This is a genomic window from Phascolarctobacterium succinatutens (assembly GCF_023497905.1).
Classification (GTDB): Bacteria; Bacillota; Negativicutes; order Acidaminococcales; family Acidaminococcaceae; genus Phascolarctobacterium_A; species Phascolarctobacterium_A succinatutens.
In genome coordinates this window covers 397,825-417,500 of sequence record NZ_CP097284.1, presented here as the reverse complement: position 1 = coordinate 417,500, position 19,676 = coordinate 397,825, and the positions used below count along the sequence as shown (strand labels likewise).

The following is a 19,676-nucleotide window of genomic DNA, read 5'->3' as shown; positions in this document are numbered from 1 at the left end:
CTTATAAATAGAGGCCATCTTTCACAGCATCCTCATGCGAGATTGCTGTCACATTCGGTATTAGCACCCCTTTCGGGATGTTGTCCCCATCTAGAGGGCAGGTTGCCCACGCGTTACTCACCCGTTCGCCACTAAGAAAGTTCAACACCTAATACTTCAACCACCGTGTTAGTTCATGCTTTTAATGCGTAGTAAAAATTGCTTCGCAATTTTTGCCGCTACACTTCAGCGGATGAAATACTTGGTGTTGAACTTTCTCCGTTCGACTTGCATGTGTTAGGCATGCCGCCAGCGTTCGTCCTGAGCCAGGATCAAACTCTCCAATAAAGTTTATTGAAGAACTAATCTAGCTCTTATTATTTAAAAAAGAAGTTATTTGACTTGGTCTTGCGCTTTCGCGCTCGACCCGCACATTCGCTTTTTTCTAGGTTCAATGTTCAGTTTTCAAGGTTCAGTGCCTAGCGATTTTGGCTTTTGTTTTGTTGCCGTATCGCGTCGACTTGTATATAATACCACGTGACCTAGGTTATGTCAACACTTTTTTCGGCACTTTTTTAACATTTTTTCGCGATACACTAGGATTCGTGGAAAAAGAAGCATGCTTGATTATCCCTTTTATCGCCATTAAAATTTCTTGAAAAAACTTCAAAAAAAGTGCTTTTTTTAGCTGTTTTTTCCATAAAAAACGCTGAAAATCAGCAAAATTTTTCTTTGTTCCGCAGATTTTTTCTTAAATTTTTGCTTGTTTTTCTCCGCAAATCTCCGGAAAAGTTTTCGCAGCATCTGCATTAATACCGAAAGCACTCCCAAAAACCATCATTACAAACAGGCCATGACTTCCAAAACTTATTAAAAAAGCAGTTATGTATCTATTACGGAAGATAAAAAGAGGCTGGGACAAAACCCAACCTTAAACAGAAAAACCAGTGGAGTTTTACCGTCAGGTAAATTTCCACTGGTTTTTTAGTGCTAAAAGTACACAACGAGTTGCTTTTCTGTTAGAATTAAATCACCACAAAATAACAAAAACAAGGAAAGGAACTCGTCATGTACAAAAATTATAACATAAATCAGCTGGTTTTGCCTCTAAATTTAGAAATAAAAATTCAGGATAACGATATCGCAAGGCACGTAAACAATTTGGTTGAAAGTATTCCCAAAAAGGCCTTTGATAAATATTACAAAGAAACGGGCTGCCCGGCATATCACCCGAGAATGATGCTCAAAATATTATTGTGTGCCTACTCTCAGTCGGTATTTTCCGGTAGAAAAATAGAAGCGTTGTTATCTGACAGCATTCGTATGATGTGGTTAGCTCATGGATATTCACCCAGCTACCGCACTATTAACAGATTCAGAAGCAACAAAGACATGCAGGAACTGCTTTGTCAGTGTTTTATTCAGTTCAGAGCCCAACTTATAAAAGAAAAGATAATAAACAATGAAGCTATTTTCATAGACGGAACAAAGATAGAAGCCAATGCCAACAAATTCAGCTTTGTATGGAAAAAAGCTGTAGAAAAATATGGTATAAGTCTGATAGAAAATTCCAGACGGATATACGATGAATTGGTTGAGCAGGAAATAATTCCTGCCATGGAGCTTGAGCAAGAAGCTACGATTAACGAAAAAGAGATGGTTGAGGTGGTCGAAAAGCTTGATTCAGCTATTGAGGTTATGGACAAAGAAATAGCTGAATCTGATTCTGTCGAAAAACGTAAACGAATAAGGCACAAAAGGAAACGTCCGAAGCAACTCAGAAAAATCTTAAAAGATAATATTGCCCGAAAACAAAAATACGACAGACAACTTGCTATTATGGAGAATAGAAACAGTTATTCCAAAACAGATCCAGATGCTACTTTTATGCGTATGAAAGAAGATTATATGAAGAACGGCCAGCTGAAGCCAGGTTATAACGTACAAATAGCAACAGAAGGCCAATACGCTCTTGCATATGACTTATTTCCCAATCCTACAGATACTCGCACACTCAAACCATTTCTAGATGTTATTGAAAGCAGTTATTTTGCTTTGCCGGAATATATTGTAGCTGATGCTGGATATGGCAGCGAGGAAAACTATGTCGACATTATTGAAAACAGACAACTGACACCGTTAATTACTTATGGCATGTATCTGAAAGAGCAGGAAAGAAGATATAAAAAAGATGCTTTCAAGACCGCTAATTGGGATTATGATAATGCTGATGATTACTATACGTGTCCAAACGGCAAAAAATTGATATTTAAATATAATTCCCAAAGAAAAGATAAGAACGGCTTTGCGAGAAACTTTAGAGTATACGAATGCGAAGATTGTTGTAATTGCCCATACCGCAGTCAGTGTTGCAAGGCCAAAGAAGGCAATAACAGGAAAATAAGTATAAACGTAAAATGGGAACAGCAAAAAGAATATATTAGAGCACAGCTTTCAGACAATAAGACTGGCAAAATCTACAAGAGAAGGAAAATTGATGTAGAGCCAGTCTTTGGATTCTTGAAGGCTAATTTGCGTTTCAACAGATTTACGGTAAGAGGAAAATTCAAAGCAAAAATAGAAATGGGTTTGGCTTTGATGGCAGTAAATTTAAGAAAATATATGCAGCATACAGCTGCAGCTTAATTTTACGCGAAGTAAAAGGACTGGAATTTGAGAAAAAACTCAAATTCCAGTCCTTTTTTAGTTTGAGAGGGTGGTTTTGTCCCAGTCTCTTCTTTAGTTTGAGAGGGTGGTTTTGTCCCAGCCTCAGAATAATTTTTAGTTTTAGTGCAGACGTGCACCGGCCGGGATACGGTTATCTACCATAATAAGGTTCAGCTTCTCTGCGCCTTCCTCTTCATGGATAGCAGACAGCAGCATACCGCAGGAGTCAATACCCATCATTTTACGCGGCGGCAGGTTAACAATAGCAACTAAAGTCTTGCCTACCAGCTCTTCAGGCTCATAGAATGCATGGATACCGCTTAAAATTACACGATCGGTACAGATACCGTCATCCAGAACAAATTTCAGCAGCTTTTTGCTCTTGGGTACAGCGGTACATTCTTTAACCTTAACTACACGGATATCGGACTTGCAGAAGGTGTCAAAATCAACATATTCTTCATAGGCAGGCTCAATAACAACCTTGGAGAAATCGATAGTTTCCTCCTTAGCCTCTTCTACGGGTGCAGCAACAGCAGGAGCCTGCATAAAGTCAGGCTTCTCGCTTACAGCCTTGCCCAACGGTTTCATGGTCGGGAAGAACAGTACGTCACGAATGGTAGAGCTGTTGGTCAGGAACATTACCAGACGATCGATACCAATGCCTAAACCACCTGTCGGAGGCAGGCCGTATTCCAGGGCGTTGACAAAGTCCTCGTCCATCATATTTGCTTCTTCATCGCCGTTAGCGCGTTCTTCAACCTGCTTTAAGAAACGCTCCTTCTGGTCGATAGGATCGTTCAATTCGGTAAAGCCGTTGCAGATTTCGCGGCCATAGATATAAGCCTCGAAACGATCGGTGATTTCGGGGTTTTCGGGGTTGCTCTTGGCCAACGGGGAAATTTCTTTCGGGTGACCGGTAATAAAGGTAGGCTGAATCAGCTTATCTTCAACATATTCTTCAAAGCATGCGTTGATAATTTTGCCAATGCCAAAGGAAGGCTCAACAGCCACATTCAGCTCTTTAGCGATAGCGCGTGCTTCTTCCAGATCGGTTACGTTAGTAAAGTCCTTGCCGGAATATTCTTTTACGGCTTCAATCATGCTCATACGCTTCCAGGGAGAAGCCAGCTCGATAGTAGTGCCTTCATAGTTGATAGTGGTAGTGCCCAGAACCTTCTCAGCAGTCTTAACAACAACCTCTTCGGTCAGGTCCATCATATCGCGGTAATCAGCAAAAGCCTGATAAATCTCAACGCTGGTGAATTCCGGGTTATGACGGTTGTCGATACCCTCGTTACGGAATACGCGGCCCATTTCATATACGCGATCCATACCGCCTACGATAAGGCGTTTGAGGTACAGTTCAGGTGCAATACGCATATATACCTGCATATCCAGAGCGTTATGATAGCTGATAAACGGACGTGCGGCAGCACCACCTGCGATGGTGTTGAGAATAGGAGTTTCTACCTCCAGGAAATCATGGCTGTCGAGAACCTCACGTACGCTTCTGATAATCTGGCTGCGTTTTACAAAGGTATCACGCACTTCCGGATTAACAATCAGGTCAACATAGCGTTGACGGTAACGGGTTTCAACATCCTTCAGTCCATGCCATTTTTCCGGCAGCGGACGCAGGGATTTGGACAGCATTTCTACGGAATTTGCTTTAATAGACAGCTCGCCCATATGGGTACGGAAAGCAGTACCGGTAATGCCTACAGTATCACCGATATCCATCAGCTTAATCAGCGCATAGTTTTCTTCGCCGATAACGTCTTTACGTACATATACCTGGATACGGCCGGTCTTGTCCTGCATATCCATGAAGCAGGTTTTGCCGTGGCCGCGGATAGCCATAATACGACCTGCCATTTTAACTTCGGTTTCTTTTTCGGACAGCTCATCGAACTGCGCAGCGATATCTGCTGCACGATGAGTGTACAGAAAGCGATAGCCGAAAGGCTTCCAGCCATGCTCCTCAATTTTATGCATCTTGTCAATGCGAACCTGCATTTGCTCGTTGATTTCGTTTTCGGTGAGTACTGCAGCTTCTTCTGTATTAGGTTTATTCTTTACCTCTGCCATTATCGCCCTTGCTCCTTTTTATTTAATTTCTACGATTTCGTAGGACAATTCACCTACAGGGGTTTTAGTTACAACAACATCATGAACCTTACAGCCCAGAATTGCCGCACCTACAGGAGATTCGTTGGAAATACGGTTTTCGAACGGATCTGCTTCGGTAGTCCCAACAATGGTATAGGTTTCTTCATCGCCGGTTTCTACGTCCTTCAGCAGTACGGTAGAACCAAGAGATACAATGCCTGCTGCTTTGCTGGCACTGTCATCGATGATGGTAGCAGTTTTAATCATCTGCTCCAGCTCCAGAATACGGCCTTCGTTTTTGCCTTGGTCTTCCTTTGCCTGATCGTACTCGGAGTTCTCGCTCAAGTCGCCCTGTGCTCTTGCTTCTTTCAGACGTTCAACGATTTCTTCACGGATTTCGCCCTTACGTTGAGCTAATTCTTCTTTTAATTTTCTTAAGCCTTCAGCTGTTAAAATAGTTTCCTTGCTTGCCATTTTCCTGCTCCTTTATCATTATTTATATAAAATTTACTTACACACATATATTGATTATATATGTTGCTGGATTTACTTGTCAATATCAGCAGCCATGCACTGCCAGGGCATGCTGAGCGTTATGCTTGACTTCCTCGATATGCTGGGTAGAAACAGCACGTTCAAAATTACGGAAGCCCGCCATCTTGAAGTTATGCTTATCTGCCAGCTGAGAAATAAGATTGATCTTATTGATATCCAGGGATCTTCCCAAAGAGAAATTTTCATAACGGCCATCCAGTGCCAGAATCATGGTTTCTGCCATGCACGCATAGGACGTGTGCGGCGGGAAGCCGAAGTTGAAATGAAAATCTACGTTACCGGGCACATTAATAACGCCGCCTTCGATTACCAGCACATCGTTACGCTGCAGCGATACCTCACGCGATACGTTACGCGGACGCGCAACATCGCATACTACGGCACCGGGCTTCAAATCGCCGGGCTCAATCAAAAAGTCAAGCGCGCTGGTTACGGTAATAACAATGTCAGCCTCCTGCAGGGATGTGCGGATATCCTGGCTTACGGCAACCTCGCAATGATTTTGCTCAATAAGCTCCTGCGCCAGCTCCTCCAACGGTCCCATATGACGGGCAACAAGCGTAATATGCTTAACCTCTTTTGCCAAAAGACGTACGGAAGCAGCACCGATCGAGCCGGTGGCACCGACTACGACAGCACGGCATTCCTTCAGGTCCTTACCCATCATTCTGGCAGCCTGCTTGGTTCCCTGAATAGCGGTAGCAACGGTATAACTGTTGCCGCTGGTAACTGCTATATCCAGATTTTTTGCTACGGTAATGCCTGCATCACCGACAATAGAAGTAAAAGCTCCCAGGCCGACAATCTTGGCTCCCAGCTCCTGAGCAACTTTGCCGGACTCGATAATTCTGTCCATAACAAATTCCTCAGGCAGCTCCACCATCTGCTTAGCAGTTAGCGGACAGCCGATAAACCAGCCTTCGGCTTCGGCATAAGGACTCTTGATGCCGGTAATATGCGAAACCTTGAACGGCTTCTTCATTTTCAGACAGGCTTCGATTATCGGGTCGGGGATATACCTCATCAATGGTGATAAGTGTTCCATATCCTGCAGGGATAATGGATGTAGAATAAAAGCAAATTTTTCCATAAAAACAAACTACTCCTTCGTACCAAAGTACTCAACAGAAGATTCTATATGATAATGCTCTAAAAGCTTCAGATATTCATCTGCCGTGAGCGGTCCTTTACCGCCGTGCAATGCAACCAGCATGGCCTCCATAACATTGGTGCCGAAGCTGCGTCCTTGAATACAGGGAGTTGTCGTAATCAGCATTTTGATTCCCGCCTCCTGCAGCATCACTCTATCAGCAGCAGTAACTGTATTAGTAATAATCGTTTTTCCCGGCAGCTTATCCGGCATAAATTTTTTTATATAATGAAAATCACCGGCAATGATATCATTCTCCAGAAAATATTCCGGATGACGCACTACCCGCACTTCCTGATCCTTGCCCATGGGGTAAAACCAGCTTACCGGCAGCTTGGTAACAAGCGGTGCCAGCAGCGCTGCCCACCATGCAAGCGCCTTCAGCGAATATAACGGCTTATTGACATTCAGGCCGAAAATAAGGTCACCGAAGGTAACCTCAGCACCTGCCTCCAGCAATGCCTCCGCCATACCAAAGCGGTCCACGCCGCAGACCATCAGCACCTTGCTGCCCTTTATCGGCACCTTGCCGCTGGCCGCAAGTGATTTAATCAGCTTACGCTCCAGCGAATTTTTCAGGCCGCTGCCATCCAAAACCGGTGTTTTTTTTACATTAGCAATCAGATGAGCCGATTCACGGAAGGTATAACGCTTTTTGCCTGCATAAACATATAAATCCGTACCGCCCAGACCGATGGCATCAGCTTTGCCGTCCCAGCGTTCCAAGAGCTGACGTGCTTTGTCAAAATCGCCGTCGGTTCCCCGGCGTTCGATGCTGATTTTGCGTCCTCCCAGTTCCAATATGGCGCCGGCATCACGTTTAGATGACCCCAGACTGATACTTACTACATGTTTTGCGTTGTTAGCTGCTTCCATGTTTTTAACTCCCTAAATGCTTCTTTTACAAATTATTATTTTAACATATTTGCGCGTCTTAGACAATGCCAGATGCAAAATGTTTTTCTGTTTCATAATAGCGATGCGCGCATTCGCTGTATTCCGCCAACAGCTCCGAAAACTGCTCCTGCGTATCAACCTTATGAAAGCGTCCTCTGAATTCCGCTGCATGCGGCATGCCTTTAAGATAAGCAGAAATATGGCGGCGCATCTCTTTTACCGCAACCACTTCGTTCTTGTAAGCACTGAGCATTTCCAGATGCTCCGCCGCCTGCGCCAGACGCTCCTTCAAAGAAGGCGGCTGCGGCAGCGGCTCGCCGCGCAATGCTGCCGCCAGTGCGGTAAACAGCCACGGGTTACCGTCAGCGCCGCGTCCGATCATCAGTCCGTCGCAGCCTGTCTGCTCCAGCATCCGCAATCCGTCCGCTACCGTAAAAATATCACCGTTGCCGAATACAGGCACCTTTACGGCCTGCTTCACGTCGGCGATAATGCTCCAGTCAGCCTTGCCCTCATAAAACTGCTGGCGTGTACGCCCGTGTACGGCAACAGCGCTCACGCCTGCTGCCTCCACGGCACGCGCAACCTCCACCGCATTGCGGTTGGCATCGTCCCAGCCCGCACGGAACTTTACCGTCACCGGAATCTTGACGGCCTTCACCATCGCCGCCAGAATATCATGCGCCAGCTGCGGATTCTTCATCAGCGCCGAGCCTTCGCCGTTATTGACAATTTTCGGCACCGGGCAGCCCATATTGAAATCAATCATATCTGCACCGCTGGCCTCTACCATGCGTGCAGCCTCCGCCAGCTCCGCCGGCACACTGCCGAAAAGCTGAATCGCCGTCGGACGCTCGCCATCATCAATGCGCAGCATTTCGGTAGTCTTGACGTTTTTGTACAGCAGTCCCTTGGCGCTCACCATCTCCGACACGGTCATGCCGCAGCCCAGACGGCGGCAAATCAGGCGGAACGGCAAATCCGTAATGCCTGCCATCGGCGCCAGCGCCAACGGTGCAGACAGCTCTATATTACCAATATTCATAAAAATAACTCCTATCGAAAAAAGCTGCCGCGCAGCAAAACGCTACTCACGACAGCTTCAACTTTTTTTCTCACGAGCGACGGAATAAATCCCTGCTCTTATTTAGCGTTTTTTTCGTACAGAATGCGCAGACCGTCCAAAGTCAGGAAAGGTTCTACAACATCAATACAATCAGATTCTGCAGCCATAGTATTGGCAAAGCCACCGGTAGCAATAACGTAAGCATCACCGCCGAGCTCCTTCTTCATATGGTTGACAATGCCCTCCATCTGACCTACGAAGCCGTAAATAGCACCTGCCTGCATAGAGCTTACAGTATTACGGCAGATAACGGATTTAGGCTTAACGAGTTCGATACGCGGCAGCTTCGCTGCGCGTTGGAAGAGCGCTTCTGTAGAAATGCCGATGCCGGGCGCAATAGCACCGCCCAGGTATTCACCTGTCGGCAGCAGAGCACAGAAGGTGTTGGCAGTACCGAAATCAATGATAATCATCGGCTTGCCCAGATGACTGAATTTATGGAAGGCTGCCACAGCGTTGACAATACGGTCTGCACCAACCTCTTTGGGATTATCATATTTAATGAAAATGCCGTTTTTAACGCCAGGTCCTACAACCATCGGTTTAATGCCGAAATAGCGCTCACACATGTGGCACAAGGGAATCAGCACCGGAGGCACAACACTGGAAATAATGACGGAAGAAATCTTATCCATTTCCACATCACTATAAGCAAACATGCTGCGCAGCATAATACCAAATTCATCTGCAGTTTTAGAACGGTCTGTAGAAAAGCGCCAGTGTACCTTTAAAGTCTTATCCTCGAAAACACCGGCTACGATGTTTGTATTTCCTACATCCACAACAAGTAACATTCTAAGTTCCTCCTCGGAAATCTGCGTTCCGTTCGCAAAATACGGCATAAAAGCCTTTTTTATTTTACCACAAAGCGGAAATATTGCAAGAAGAAATTGTAGCTATTTAACGCTTACCGTTTTACGCGTACTCATTCCCCTTAGCCTTCGCCGGACGAATAGAAACATCACCGGCTACAACCTTTTCTTTGCTGCCGTCCTCGCGGCGTACAATCAGCAGGCCTTCTTCATCAATATCCTCGGCAGTACCGAAATAAGTCATATCAGGGGCAATAACCTTTACCTCCTGACCTAAGGTGCAGGAATAACGGCGCCATTCATCAAATACAGGGCCAAAGCCATCCTGTACCGCAGTTTCATACAGGTCCTCCATATTCTTGAGGATATCGCACAAAAGCTCTACTCTGGTAAAAGGCTCCGTTGCGGCATCAGCCACGGAAACAGCCAGGTCGCGTACTTCTTCGGGATAATCCTCGGGAGAAGCGTTGGTGTTGATGCCGGTGCCGATAACAACATAATTGATATGACCGAATTCGGCATTCATTTCCGTCAGGATGCCTACAAGCTTGCGTCCCAGCAGAAGAACGTCGTTAGGCCATTTGATAGCGGCATGAACACCGGCAATCTTGTTGATAGACTTTACTACGGCAACAGCTGCCAAAAGCGTACATTTAGAAGCCTCCTGCGGCAGGAACGGCGGCTTCAGCACCACGGAAAACCAGATACCCTTCGCATAAGGGGAAATCCAGCCGCGGGATAAACGTCCTTTGCCTGCGCCCTGCTCCTCCGCTACTACCAGCAGACCGTTTTCGCAGCCTTCGTTGGCCAGTGCTTTAGCCAGGTTATTGCTGGAATCAACGCTGTCACGATAGCAGATATTGCGTCCCAGCCATTTGGTCTGCAGACGGGACAAAATTTCCTGCGGGAACAGACGGTCCGGCACCTCGCGCAGAATATAACCGCGCTTAGGCACAGATTCAATCTCGTAGCCCTCGTTTTTCAATGCCTGGATATGCTTCCAGATAGCAGTACGCGAAACCTCCAGCTCCTTGGAAATCTCTTCACCGGAAACCGGTGTCCCCTTACTGTTTCGCAGCAGCTCCAAAATACGTTTACGCATATATATCATCCTCTCCGATTCTCTTAATACTCTTCGTTATCAGTCTAAAGTCTGTCTATGCAGACATTCCGATATGCAAAGAGTAACACCAGGTTAACCAAAAGTCAAGTCTAAAGTGAACGATGCCTTCGATAAAAGTAAAAAACCGCCACACCTAAGTGCAGCGGCTCATAAATCAACCTTTATTTGATATACTGGTCCTCCAGCTTATCAAGCGTACCATCCATATCCTTTTCTTCCATAAAGAAGTTTACGTAGTTCAGCCAATCCTGATCACCTTTAGCCATCAAGATACCAAAGTGATTTTTCGTAAACGGATCATCTAGCAGAGGTGCTGCCAGACGGGCATCATCACGCACATAACGACGTGCTTCCATAGTTTCGGTAATCATAACATCAGCCTTGCCTTCGGCAATCAGCGCAGGAATTTCTGCATTTTGCGGATGTACCAAAAGTGTGCAATTAGGCAGATTGCTCAGAGCAAATTTTTCATTAGTGCCGCCGGGATTAACCATAACGCGAACGCTATTCTTATTCAAATCCGCTTCAGATGTGAATTTCTTTGCATCAGCCTTGCGACAAAGAATAGTCTTACCGAATGTCAGATAACCATGAGACATATTCATTTTTTGTTCACGGGCAAAGGTTCTTGTAACACCGCACATAGCAATGTCAAACTTTCCGGCCATTGTATCAGCCTGCAGTGTTTTCCAGGTAGTCGGTACATATTGCACCTTAACACCCAAGGACTGTGCCAACAGCTCCGCTACCTCAACATCAAAGCCTTCATACTTGCCGGTTTCTTTATTAAGATAGCTCATAGGCTTATAATCGCCGGTACTGCCGACCAGCAAAATACCTCTAGCCTGAACATCTTCAATTTTTCCTGCCTCTGCGCTCGGAGTCAAAGCACCCATACCGCAAATTGTCGTTGCCAACAGCGCACCTACACATAATTTCTTTAAGTTTACCATACTACCATCCTTCTTTCTTATCTGCTATACAGCAGATATTTTGGATGTATTATACAATATTTATCGCCAATTAGCTAGAATTTTATCACTTTTTTGCAGAAATGAAATTAATTAAAGAAAAAGTGTTAAGCTGTTTACACAAGCAATCCTCTAATACCATTTGCTCTGCACACGCACCCAGGCACCTGCTCCGCCCTTGCTGCGCACCTGCAGCCACGTGCCTTCATCAACCGGCTGCAGCAAGGTCTTGTCAACCTCCAGCTTAGCAGTTGCTCCATTCACCGTCTGTACCTCAATAACGCAGGGGGTATTCGCCTTATCCATGCGTGATTCCACCAGCTTATAAACATCGCCCTCACGCAGCTGATATTTAGTGCGGTTTTTATCCTCTACTATCTTAGTCTGCAGTACCTTCACCGCAGTAGGCGCCGCAAGCTCCAGCTTATCCGTCACATCCAGCTCCTCGCTTTTGGCAAAGCCTGCTGCCGGCTGAGCAGTCACAGAAGGCTGACTGTAAAAGCTGTCGCCCTCCTTCACACTGTAGCTTCTGTCCTTCAGTCCAAAAATATTCATACCGATTGCAAAGCCCGCCAGCAGGCAGAGCAATGCCGCAATTCTCATTACCAGCTTATTACTCATCATGCCCACCTCACATCAGCTTCGCATCCGAAAGCGCATTGTATTTCACAAAGCCCGGCTTGCCGTTGAATTCAACCTTTTTCCACTGGCCTACATAAGGAAAACGCAGCAGATTGGTAGAAAAATCAAGGTCATATTCCTTGTCATCAACCAAAACACGTCCCTTGGTTTCACCGCTACCTCTGTCCGCCTGCAACACAAGTACCTGCGTACCGGCAGGAATAATATGCCGCCTTCCGAAAAACTTGCGGAACTGCAGCTGCTGCTCCGTAACAGCATAGCGTTCATCCTTATCCTGACTGGAAACTGTATCAATATAATCCAGCTTAACACCGGCAGACAGATAATCAATAACCTTGCCATGCAGACCTGACGGGGCACTGTACATCGCAGCCTTATCCTGCAGCACAACGCACTGCAGTCTGCCTGTTTCCACCTTGGCATAATGCAGCTCGCTCGTAAGCTTCGCCGTATTATAATGCGGCGAGGTTTTATTGCTGCTCCAAGCATAGCCTGCCCCGGCAATAAAGCCTGTCAGCAGCGCCGCCACACACACAGCAGCAGTTTTTCTGTTTATACTCTGCAGTTTATCAAAAACCATAAGCACACACTCCCTTAGATATTATTGTCAGAAGCTCATACTATGCTTACATTTTCTCATACTTGCAGAGCTTTCGCAAGCAAAACAAAAAAGCCCAAGAGCCATGCTCTTAGACCTGAGATTTAAATGGTGCGGTAGAGAGGATTTGAACCTCCACGGGGTCTCCCCCACTAGCTCCTGAGGCTAGCGCGTCTGCCGTTCCGCCACTACCGCATACTGTATTCAGTTCGTTGCCGTCATAAGCAACATAGATATAATAACACAAACCATATACCTTGTCAACACTATTTCTAAATTTTTTCAAAAAATATCTGCCAAACCATCTTCTTATAAACCACCCCAAAACACAAAACAAAAAAGGACTCATGCGTTAACATAAGTCCTCATTAATTCAATGTTGGTGCGGTCGGTGGGATTTGAACCCACACGGGATTTCTCCCACCACCCCCTCAAAGTGGCGTGTCTGCCGTTCCACCACGACCGCGTCTTTGGGATAAAGTTCATAAATAAAAATGGTGCGGTAGAGAGGATTTGAACCTCCACGGGGTCTCCCCCACTAGCTCCTGAGGCTAGCGCGTCTGCCGTTCCGCCACTACCGCATGCTTTATTCACTTCGTTGCTGTCATAAGCAACATAGATATAATAGCATACTCTGACGCGTTCGTCAAGTAACCTTGCGAAAAAAATTTATAAAATCTTCTTTTGCTATTATTTTATCTTATCCTTATAAAGCAGATAATATTTATCCCTATCCTGCATAACCTTAGCTACATATTCACGGGTATCAGGGTAAGGAATAGATTTTATATCATTGAAATTATAGTCCCAGCCGTTTTCCTGCATCCATTCATGCGTCTGTCCGCGCCCCGCATTATAGGCCACCATCAGCAGCACCAGGTTATGCTGAAATTCGTGCTCCAGCTCGCCTACGTACCAACAGCCCATGCGGATATTTTTTCTCGTCTGGTACAAATCACTGTCCTGATAATTCTCCAGGCCCATCTGCTCGGCAATCCAACGTCCTGTTTCCGGCATAATCTGCATCAGTCCTACAGCTCCGACTTTGGAAACAGCATCATGCTTGAAATTGCTTTCATTTTTGATAATGGCAGCAACCAGAAAAGGATCTACATTATTTTTCTTACTGTAGGTCACAATATCCTGCTGATGATCCCACATATAAACGAAACGCATCTGCACAGTATCGCTGCTCCAGACCTTCCAGCCGCCGAAGGCTATGACAAGCAGCACGCCAAGAAGCAGCAGCCATCTGTACAGCCTTCCGTGTGTCTTAGTCCGTCTGCTGCGGGCTTTGCGCTTACTCTTCACTGACGCCACCCAAAAGCAGCTCCAGCTGCGAACGCACAGCCTGCATGGTTTCCGCCTGACTGCCACTGTTATCCAATACTACATCGGCATATTTTATCTTTTCTGCCAATGACATCTGCGCTTCAATACGCGCATTCACCTCGTCCGCAGTCATGCCGCTGCGCAGCATTGCTCTTTCAACCTGCTGCTGACGGCTGACGGATACCAGCCACACGCTGTCCACATTCTTGTGCCAGCCGCATTCAATCAGCAGAGGCACATCCAGCACCGCTGCCTTATATCCCTGTTTGCTGCTTGCAGCCAAAAAGCTTTCTGCCTGCTGCCAGACTATTTTATGGATAATCGCCTCCACTGCCTTCAGCGCTTCTTTGTCATGAAAAATGCGCTCGGCAACCTTGGCTCTGTCCAGCGTTCCTTCCTCGCTCAGATATTCCTTGCCCAATACGGCAATCACCTGCGCCAGACCTTCGCTGCCTACAGCTACCGCCAGACGTGCTTCGGCATCCGCATCAAAAACAGGCAGTCCCAGGCTGCGCAGCTCTGCAGAAACTGTACTTTTACCGGAAGCAATACCTCCCGTCAAACCTATTGTTATCATTATTCTCCACTCCTACTTTTGGCAATGCTCACAATAAACCGTGCCTCTGCCGCCGACCTTGGTTGTCTGCAGCAGCGCACCGCATTTTTTACAGGGCTTGCCGCCTCGGCCGTATACCAACAGATGATTCTGGTTATCGCCCTTATTTCCTTCGCCATCCTTATAATCACGGAAGGTTGTGCCGCGATTTTTGATGCCCTGCGCGATTACCGCATTGACTGCCTCACACAAGCGCCCTACCTCAGCAGCACTCAGGCTGCAGGCTTTGCGCATAGGCAGAATGCCGGACAGAGCCAGACATTCATCGGCATAAATATTGCCAAGGCCGGCAATAATCTGTTGATCCAGAATAAAGCTTTTGATAGCCTTCTTGCTTTTTTGCGCCAACGGCAGCAGATATCCGGCAGTAAAGCCCTTGCTCAGCGGCTCCGGTCCCAGCGTTTCGTAGCCTTCAATATATGTATCGTTATCGGTTACCAGATACAGCGTACCGAAGGTACGGATATCCGTGAACCACATTGTTACGTCATCGGAAAGCGTGAACTTGATTTTAGCATAAGCCGGGGCAGGTGCGGCTGACGGCTGCGCCAACAGCGCGCCTGTCATGCGCAGATGCACTATCAGCTGCTGCTTCGGTGCTGTATGCAGCACCAGATATTTACCGCGTCGGCCCACGCTGCTGATAGTTTTGCCCACCAGTCCTTTGATAAAGGCATCAGGCTGAGGATATTTTATCAATCGCTCCAAATATATCTCTACTGCTAAAATTTTCTTTCCTTCTATATGAGGCGCAAGTGTTTTGCGCACCTGCTCCACCTCAGGCATTTCCGGCACAGGTCTTCCCCTCTTTCCGTAAAGTATCCGTTATTTTGTTTCCGCCCAGTCACGACCGCAATTAACGTCGGCCAGCAGCGGAATATCCAGTGACGCAGCACCTTCCATGGCTGTGCGCACAAGCTGCGCTACCTGCTCCTTCTCATCCTCAGTAACTTCCAGCACCAGCTCATCGTGTACCTGCAGCAAAATTCTGCTCTTGCACTGCGCCTTATCCAGCTCGCGCTGTACGGCAATCATTGCCTTCTTCATAATATCTGCGGCAGTTCCCTGAATCGGGGTGTTGATAGCGGTACGCTCCGCAAAGCTGCGCAGATTGAAATTACTGCTGCGGATTTCCGGCAGATAACGTCTGCGTCCCATCAGCGTGCTGACATAGCCTTGCTCACGTGCCTCGGCTACAATATCTTCCATATATTTTTTTACACCTGTATAGCGCTCAAAGTAGCTGGCGATATAGCCTGCTGCCTCCTTGCGGCCGACATCCAGCTGCTTGGCCAGCCCAAAGTCGCTGATACCGTAAACAATGCCGAAGTTAACAGCCTTCGCACGGCTGCGCATTTGAGGCGTTACTTCGTCAAGCGGCACACCGAAAACCTCGGCAGCGGTGCGCGCATGGATATCCTGACCATGACGGAAGGCCTCCAACAGCAGCTCATCCTGCGCAATGCAGGCCAGAATACGCAGCTCAACCTGCGAATAATCACAGCTCATCAGCAGGTCATAGCCTGCGCCCGGAACAAAAATACGGCGAATCTGTCTGCTCTCCTCCGTGCGTGCAGGAATGTTCTGCAGGTTAGGATCAGTGCTGGACAAACGGCCTGTTACCGTTACAGTCTGCTGGAAGTGCGTATGAATGCGTCCCGTTTTGGGATTAATCAACGGCTGCAGTCCTTCCAGATATGTGGATTGCAGCTTCGCCAGCTTGCGATGCTCCAGAATGGTAGCAATCAGCGGATGCTTGCCTTCCAGTGCTTCCAATACCTTGGCATCGGTAGAATAGCCTGTTTTCGTCTTTTTGATTACCGGCAGCTGCAAGCGTTCAAATAAAATCACGCCCAGCTGCTTGGGAGATTTCAGGTTAAATTCTTCGCCCGCCTGCTCCTGTGCCAATGCCTCCAGCTTGGCAATACGGTGCCCCATATCTTCGTTCAGCTGCAGCAAAAGCTCCTTGTCCGGCGTAATACCGGCAAACTCCATCTGCGCCAGCACCGGTGCCAAAGGCAGCTCAAATTCCTCGTACAGCTTAAGCTGCTGCTGCTCAGCCAACATGCTGCGCAGCTTGGATGCGAGCTGCAGCAGATTTTCGCAAGGCGTTGCCAGTACTCCCGGCAGATTGCGGCGGCTCAAATCCTCCAGACTGTAGGAACTGTGGCCGGGGTCGGCAACATAGCCTGCCAGGGCAACATCATCAACTATTCCCTGCACCTTCACCTTGCGGCACAGGCAGCATTTATAAAGCTCCTTGCTGTCTATCGTTATCTTTTTGCTGCCTGCGTCTGACAGCCAGCTGTCGAATTTATCCCAACAGCCGCTTTGCGCGTCCAGCAGATAAATTTTATTATCAGCCAAAATTTCGGCACTGCTGAAATACAGCTCCGGCAGCTGTCCTGCTACCTGCGCATGCACGGTAACAGGCTGCTTTGCTTTTCCCAAGGCTGCAAAAAGCTCCTCTGCCAGCTGCGGCGTATTGACAGCAATCTGCTGCAGGCCTTCCTGCTCAACAGCTTCACCGAAAAGGTCAAAGCTGTCCTGCGCACCGCCAAGTACCACGGCAAAGCGCTCGTACATATTGCGGAACTCCAAATCCTGCATCAGGGTGCGTGCTTCCTCCTTAATCGGCTGCAGCTCATAAGTCTGCACAGCGGTATCAACAGGTGCTTCCGTGCAGATTGTTGCCAGCTGCTTCGACAGTAAGGCAGATTCCTTGTTGTCCGTCAGCTTCGTCTTTAACGATTTGCCGGAAACCTTTTCGATATTCTCCAGCACCGTTTCCACATTACCGTATTCCTTAATCAACTTCATCGCTGTTTTAGGACCTACGCCCGGAACGCCGGGAATATTATCCGAGGTATCGCCCATCAGGCCCTTCAGCTCAATCAGCTGCTTAGGCTGCAGGCCCTCGTAATTGGCGGCAAATTCTGCCTCATCAAAAACTTGAATATCGCTGATGCCGCGCTTGGTATAAAAAACCTTGGTGCGCTTATCAATAAGCTGCAACTCATCGCGGTCACCGGTAACAATGATAACATAAACCTCCGGCGGTGCCTGCACGGCAAAAGTACCGATAATATCATCGGCCTCATAATCATCCAGCTCCAGCGTGCGTATTCCCATGCATTCCAAAACCTTCATCGCCAAAGGAAACTGCTCGCTCAGTTCGCTCGGAGTAGGCTTACGCTGCGCCTTATATTCCGCATACAGCTTGCTGCGGAATGTTTTGCGCGATTTATCAAAGGCAACCGCCATATAACGAGGCTTCACCTCATCCAAAAGCTTCAGCAGCATATTGCACAGTCCGTACACTGCTCCCGTATGGATACCCTGACGCGTAGTCAGCGGCGGCAAAGCAAAAAACGCTCTATGTATTAAGCTGCTGCCATCTATTACTAAAAATTTATCTGCCATAACTGCTCCTCCTCTATGCCGCTCACATAGAATAAACATTAATGTAATTATTATATCATAGCGAGGCAAGAAAATATGTAACTAAAATGTGGCCGCGTCAGTTTACTGTAGGAATCAAAAGGACAGACTCCACCAATTTTGTCTTACTAATTAAGTTATTCGAGCTTGGCATACCATTCAAGGGCCGCCAAGCATTCTCAAAGTCTAACTTGGTGTTGGAACCACATCTTTTTAATGGTCTGGGAGCTTACTCCACACTGAATTCCATCAAAATATTTACCATAGGGTCTGCGAGCTTTGTTTTCAAAAGCAATCATTTGTTGTGGTGTAAAGCAAATCTCATCTTCTTCGATTTCAATAGGCTTCTTTTGGAATCTAACAAGATCTATCATCTTTCCGCCGTTCAAGCTGTATGCTCTGAGCCTTGCCATTGCATCAGCACCTACCAAACTCCACGCCATTGGCCTACTACTCATTCTAGCGCTCAATACATGGCTCACATGCCCTTCTGCGCTGCATGCCACCAGTCCTTTGGCCCTACTTAATCTAGCTTGGGCAGCTTTGAAATTATTCAGAAGATAATCTAGACCATCCAATAGCCTCTTCTCATCCGCTTTGGTATCCGTTCCTTCTGCTATTTTCTTTACTAATTTCTGCAATTCTTTTGGTTTTCCTGCTGCAATCAGAGAACAAATTCTACTTCTTGCGTCTCCTGCTGCTCCTTTAAGGCATGCTGTCATCCTAAACAGGGTTTGGTTAAGATGAAAACCATCCAAAACATATTTAGACTTATCTAGGTGTGACAAGGCTGTTTTTATCCACATACCTCCATCCGCATTTATATAAATTCTTTTTATCTTATCTAAATCATAATGTTGTTCAATATATCTATATACTTGTACCCATAACCTTTTATTCTCCTTGCCTGAATATAGGCCACAGAAGTAGTGTGGATTTACTAATCTCCTGCGTTTGCTTCCAGGATATTCAGACTCTATGCCTTCGTAGACATATACCATTTTGGTAATTGTAGAATGCAATTCTCCTGCCTTCTGTAATGCAATATGGTCCTCGTCAGCATCTACATAAAGGTATTTTACTACCTTTTTCTCCCCGCTATATTTCTCTTTGGGGAAATGCAACTCATGGACTATGTCCATAACGGCCTGTTTGCTCACCATATCCAGAATGCTGGCGTTTTCACCTGCTTTCCGGTAAGAGGTCTGAGAAGCTTCTTTAAGGATACATGCCTTGGCGTCCTCACTAATACGTTCATGGCTCTCTATCTTTAGATATTTATCTAAAAGATACTCGCTCTTGCCAGTTGCCTTATGTTTAAATAGAGTTTTATGAAATATAATTGGTCCCATGGAAGTAAGTAGCTGCTTCAAGTCAGTACGAACTACATGCCATTTCTGCTTTCTTGCTTCACTTTCTACGAGGAATTGGTTGCAATCCTCCAACGTCTCAGAAATAATATCCAGACCAAACTTCAGAACTTCTTGTTGAACATCGTTAACAAAGCTAGCTATGTCTTCCGGATGGGAAATAAATTTTTCAATAGCTTTTTGCAAATTATAAGTGCCAAATGCGACAAAACGTTGTATACTAGTATGCAAAGAGAACACCTCCATTGTGTATTTGTTTTTGTTTGGTCACTTAATCATAACACA

The 19,676-nt window shown here is 46.5% G+C and carries 16 protein-coding genes, 3 tRNA genes and 1 rRNA gene (1 of these 20 running past the window's edge); 1 reads left to right on the top strand and 19 read right to left on the bottom strand.

Annotated elements, in window-relative coordinates:
- Nucleotides 1–327 (bottom strand): 16S ribosomal RNA (locus M5E81_RS02015) (it extends 1,331 nt beyond the left edge of the window).
- Nucleotides 328–1,047: 720 nt separating this feature from the next.
- On the opposite strand from M5E81_RS02015, the gene M5E81_RS02010 reads away from it, so the two are divergent.
- Nucleotides 1,048–2,625, top strand: a complete 1,578-nt coding sequence (locus M5E81_RS02010; protein ID WP_249747749.1) for an IS1182 family transposase — start codon at nt 1,048–1,050, stop codon at nt 2,623–2,625.
- A gap of 141 nt (nt 2,626–2,766) precedes the next feature.
- Here M5E81_RS02010 and lysS read toward each other — a convergent pair whose 3' ends face one another.
- From lysS to M5E81_RS01915, 18 genes are all read right to left on the bottom strand, one after another.
- Nucleotides 2,767–4,737, bottom strand: coding sequence for a lysine--tRNA ligase (gene lysS / locus M5E81_RS02000; protein ID WP_009145570.1), 1,971 nt, complete (start codon nt 4,735–4,737; stop codon nt 2,767–2,769).
- A gap of 18 nt (nt 4,738–4,755) precedes the next feature.
- On the bottom strand, nt 4,756–5,232 hold the full coding sequence (gene greA / locus M5E81_RS01995) for a transcription elongation factor GreA (RefSeq protein WP_009145571.1): 477 nt from the start codon (nt 5,230–5,232) through the stop codon (nt 4,756–4,758).
- Between the two features lie 85 nt (nt 5,233–5,317).
- Nucleotides 5,318–6,403, bottom strand: a complete 1,086-nt coding sequence (locus M5E81_RS01990; RefSeq protein ID WP_009145572.1) for an NAD(P)-dependent oxidoreductase — start codon at nt 6,401–6,403, stop codon at nt 5,318–5,320.
- Between the two features lie 9 nt (nt 6,404–6,412).
- Complete coding sequence (locus tag M5E81_RS01985; RefSeq protein WP_009145573.1) at nt 6,413–7,339, bottom strand: hypothetical protein; 927 nt, start codon at nt 7,337–7,339, stop codon at nt 6,413–6,415.
- A 58-nt stretch (nt 7,340–7,397) separates the two neighbouring features.
- Nucleotides 7,398–8,405, bottom strand: coding sequence for a tRNA dihydrouridine synthase DusB (gene dusB / locus M5E81_RS01980; RefSeq protein ID WP_050787112.1), 1,008 nt, complete (start codon nt 8,403–8,405; stop codon nt 7,398–7,400).
- A 98-nt stretch (nt 8,406–8,503) separates the two neighbouring features.
- Nucleotides 8,504–9,280: a type III pantothenate kinase gene (locus M5E81_RS01975; protein WP_021719714.1), complete on the bottom strand. Its 777-nt coding sequence runs from the start codon at nt 9,278–9,280 to the stop codon at nt 8,504–8,506.
- A gap of 121 nt (nt 9,281–9,401) precedes the next feature.
- Nucleotides 9,402–10,400, bottom strand: a complete 999-nt coding sequence (locus tag M5E81_RS01970) for a biotin--[acetyl-CoA-carboxylase] ligase (RefSeq protein WP_040565102.1) — start codon at nt 10,398–10,400, stop codon at nt 9,402–9,404.
- 182 nt (nt 10,401–10,582) lie between these two features.
- Nucleotides 10,583–11,374, bottom strand: a complete 792-nt coding sequence (locus M5E81_RS01965; RefSeq protein ID WP_009145577.1) for a transporter substrate-binding domain-containing protein — start codon at nt 11,372–11,374, stop codon at nt 10,583–10,585.
- Between the two features lie 150 nt (nt 11,375–11,524).
- Complete coding sequence (locus M5E81_RS01960; protein ID WP_249747748.1) at nt 11,525–12,016, bottom strand: hypothetical protein; 492 nt, start codon at nt 12,014–12,016, stop codon at nt 11,525–11,527.
- A gap of 7 nt (nt 12,017–12,023) precedes the next feature.
- Nucleotides 12,024–12,614 (bottom strand): hypothetical protein, encoded by a 591-nt coding sequence (locus tag M5E81_RS01955; protein ID WP_009145579.1) that lies wholly within the window; start codon nt 12,612–12,614, stop codon nt 12,024–12,026.
- 127 nt (nt 12,615–12,741) lie between these two features.
- Nucleotides 12,742–12,827: transfer RNA gene (locus M5E81_RS01950), tRNA-Leu, on the bottom strand.
- A gap of 185 nt (nt 12,828–13,012) precedes the next feature.
- Nucleotides 13,013–13,098 (bottom strand) — tRNA-Leu (locus M5E81_RS01945).
- A gap of 29 nt (nt 13,099–13,127) precedes the next feature.
- Nucleotides 13,128–13,213, bottom strand: a tRNA-Leu gene (locus tag M5E81_RS01940).
- A 109-nt stretch (nt 13,214–13,322) separates the two neighbouring features.
- Nucleotides 13,323–13,943 carry a lytic transglycosylase domain-containing protein gene (locus M5E81_RS01935; protein ID WP_009145580.1) on the bottom strand — a complete coding sequence of 207 codons (621 nt, stop codon included), beginning with the start codon at nt 13,941–13,943 and terminating at the stop codon, nt 13,323–13,325.
- Complete coding sequence (gene coaE, locus M5E81_RS01930; RefSeq protein WP_249747747.1) at nt 13,933–14,541, bottom strand: dephospho-CoA kinase; 609 nt, start codon at nt 14,539–14,541, stop codon at nt 13,933–13,935. The genes M5E81_RS01935 and coaE overlap by 11 nt, the downstream gene beginning before the upstream one ends.
- Before the next feature lie 12 nt (nt 14,542–14,553).
- Nucleotides 14,554–15,366, bottom strand: coding sequence for a bifunctional DNA-formamidopyrimidine glycosylase/DNA-(apurinic or apyrimidinic site) lyase (gene mutM, locus M5E81_RS01925; protein WP_249748085.1), 813 nt, complete (start codon nt 15,364–15,366; stop codon nt 14,554–14,556).
- Between the two features lie 39 nt (nt 15,367–15,405).
- The gene (gene polA, locus M5E81_RS01920; RefSeq protein ID WP_249747746.1) at nt 15,406–18,003 is read right to left on the bottom strand and encodes a DNA polymerase I; all 2,598 of its coding nucleotides are present in this window, start codon (nt 18,001–18,003) and stop codon (nt 15,406–15,408) included.
- A gap of 197 nt (nt 18,004–18,200) precedes the next feature.
- Nucleotides 18,201–19,622: an ISLre2 family transposase gene (locus M5E81_RS01915; protein WP_050787089.1), complete on the bottom strand. Its 1,422-nt coding sequence runs from the start codon at nt 19,620–19,622 to the stop codon at nt 18,201–18,203.
- Nucleotides 19,623–19,676: the final 54 nt, after the last annotated feature.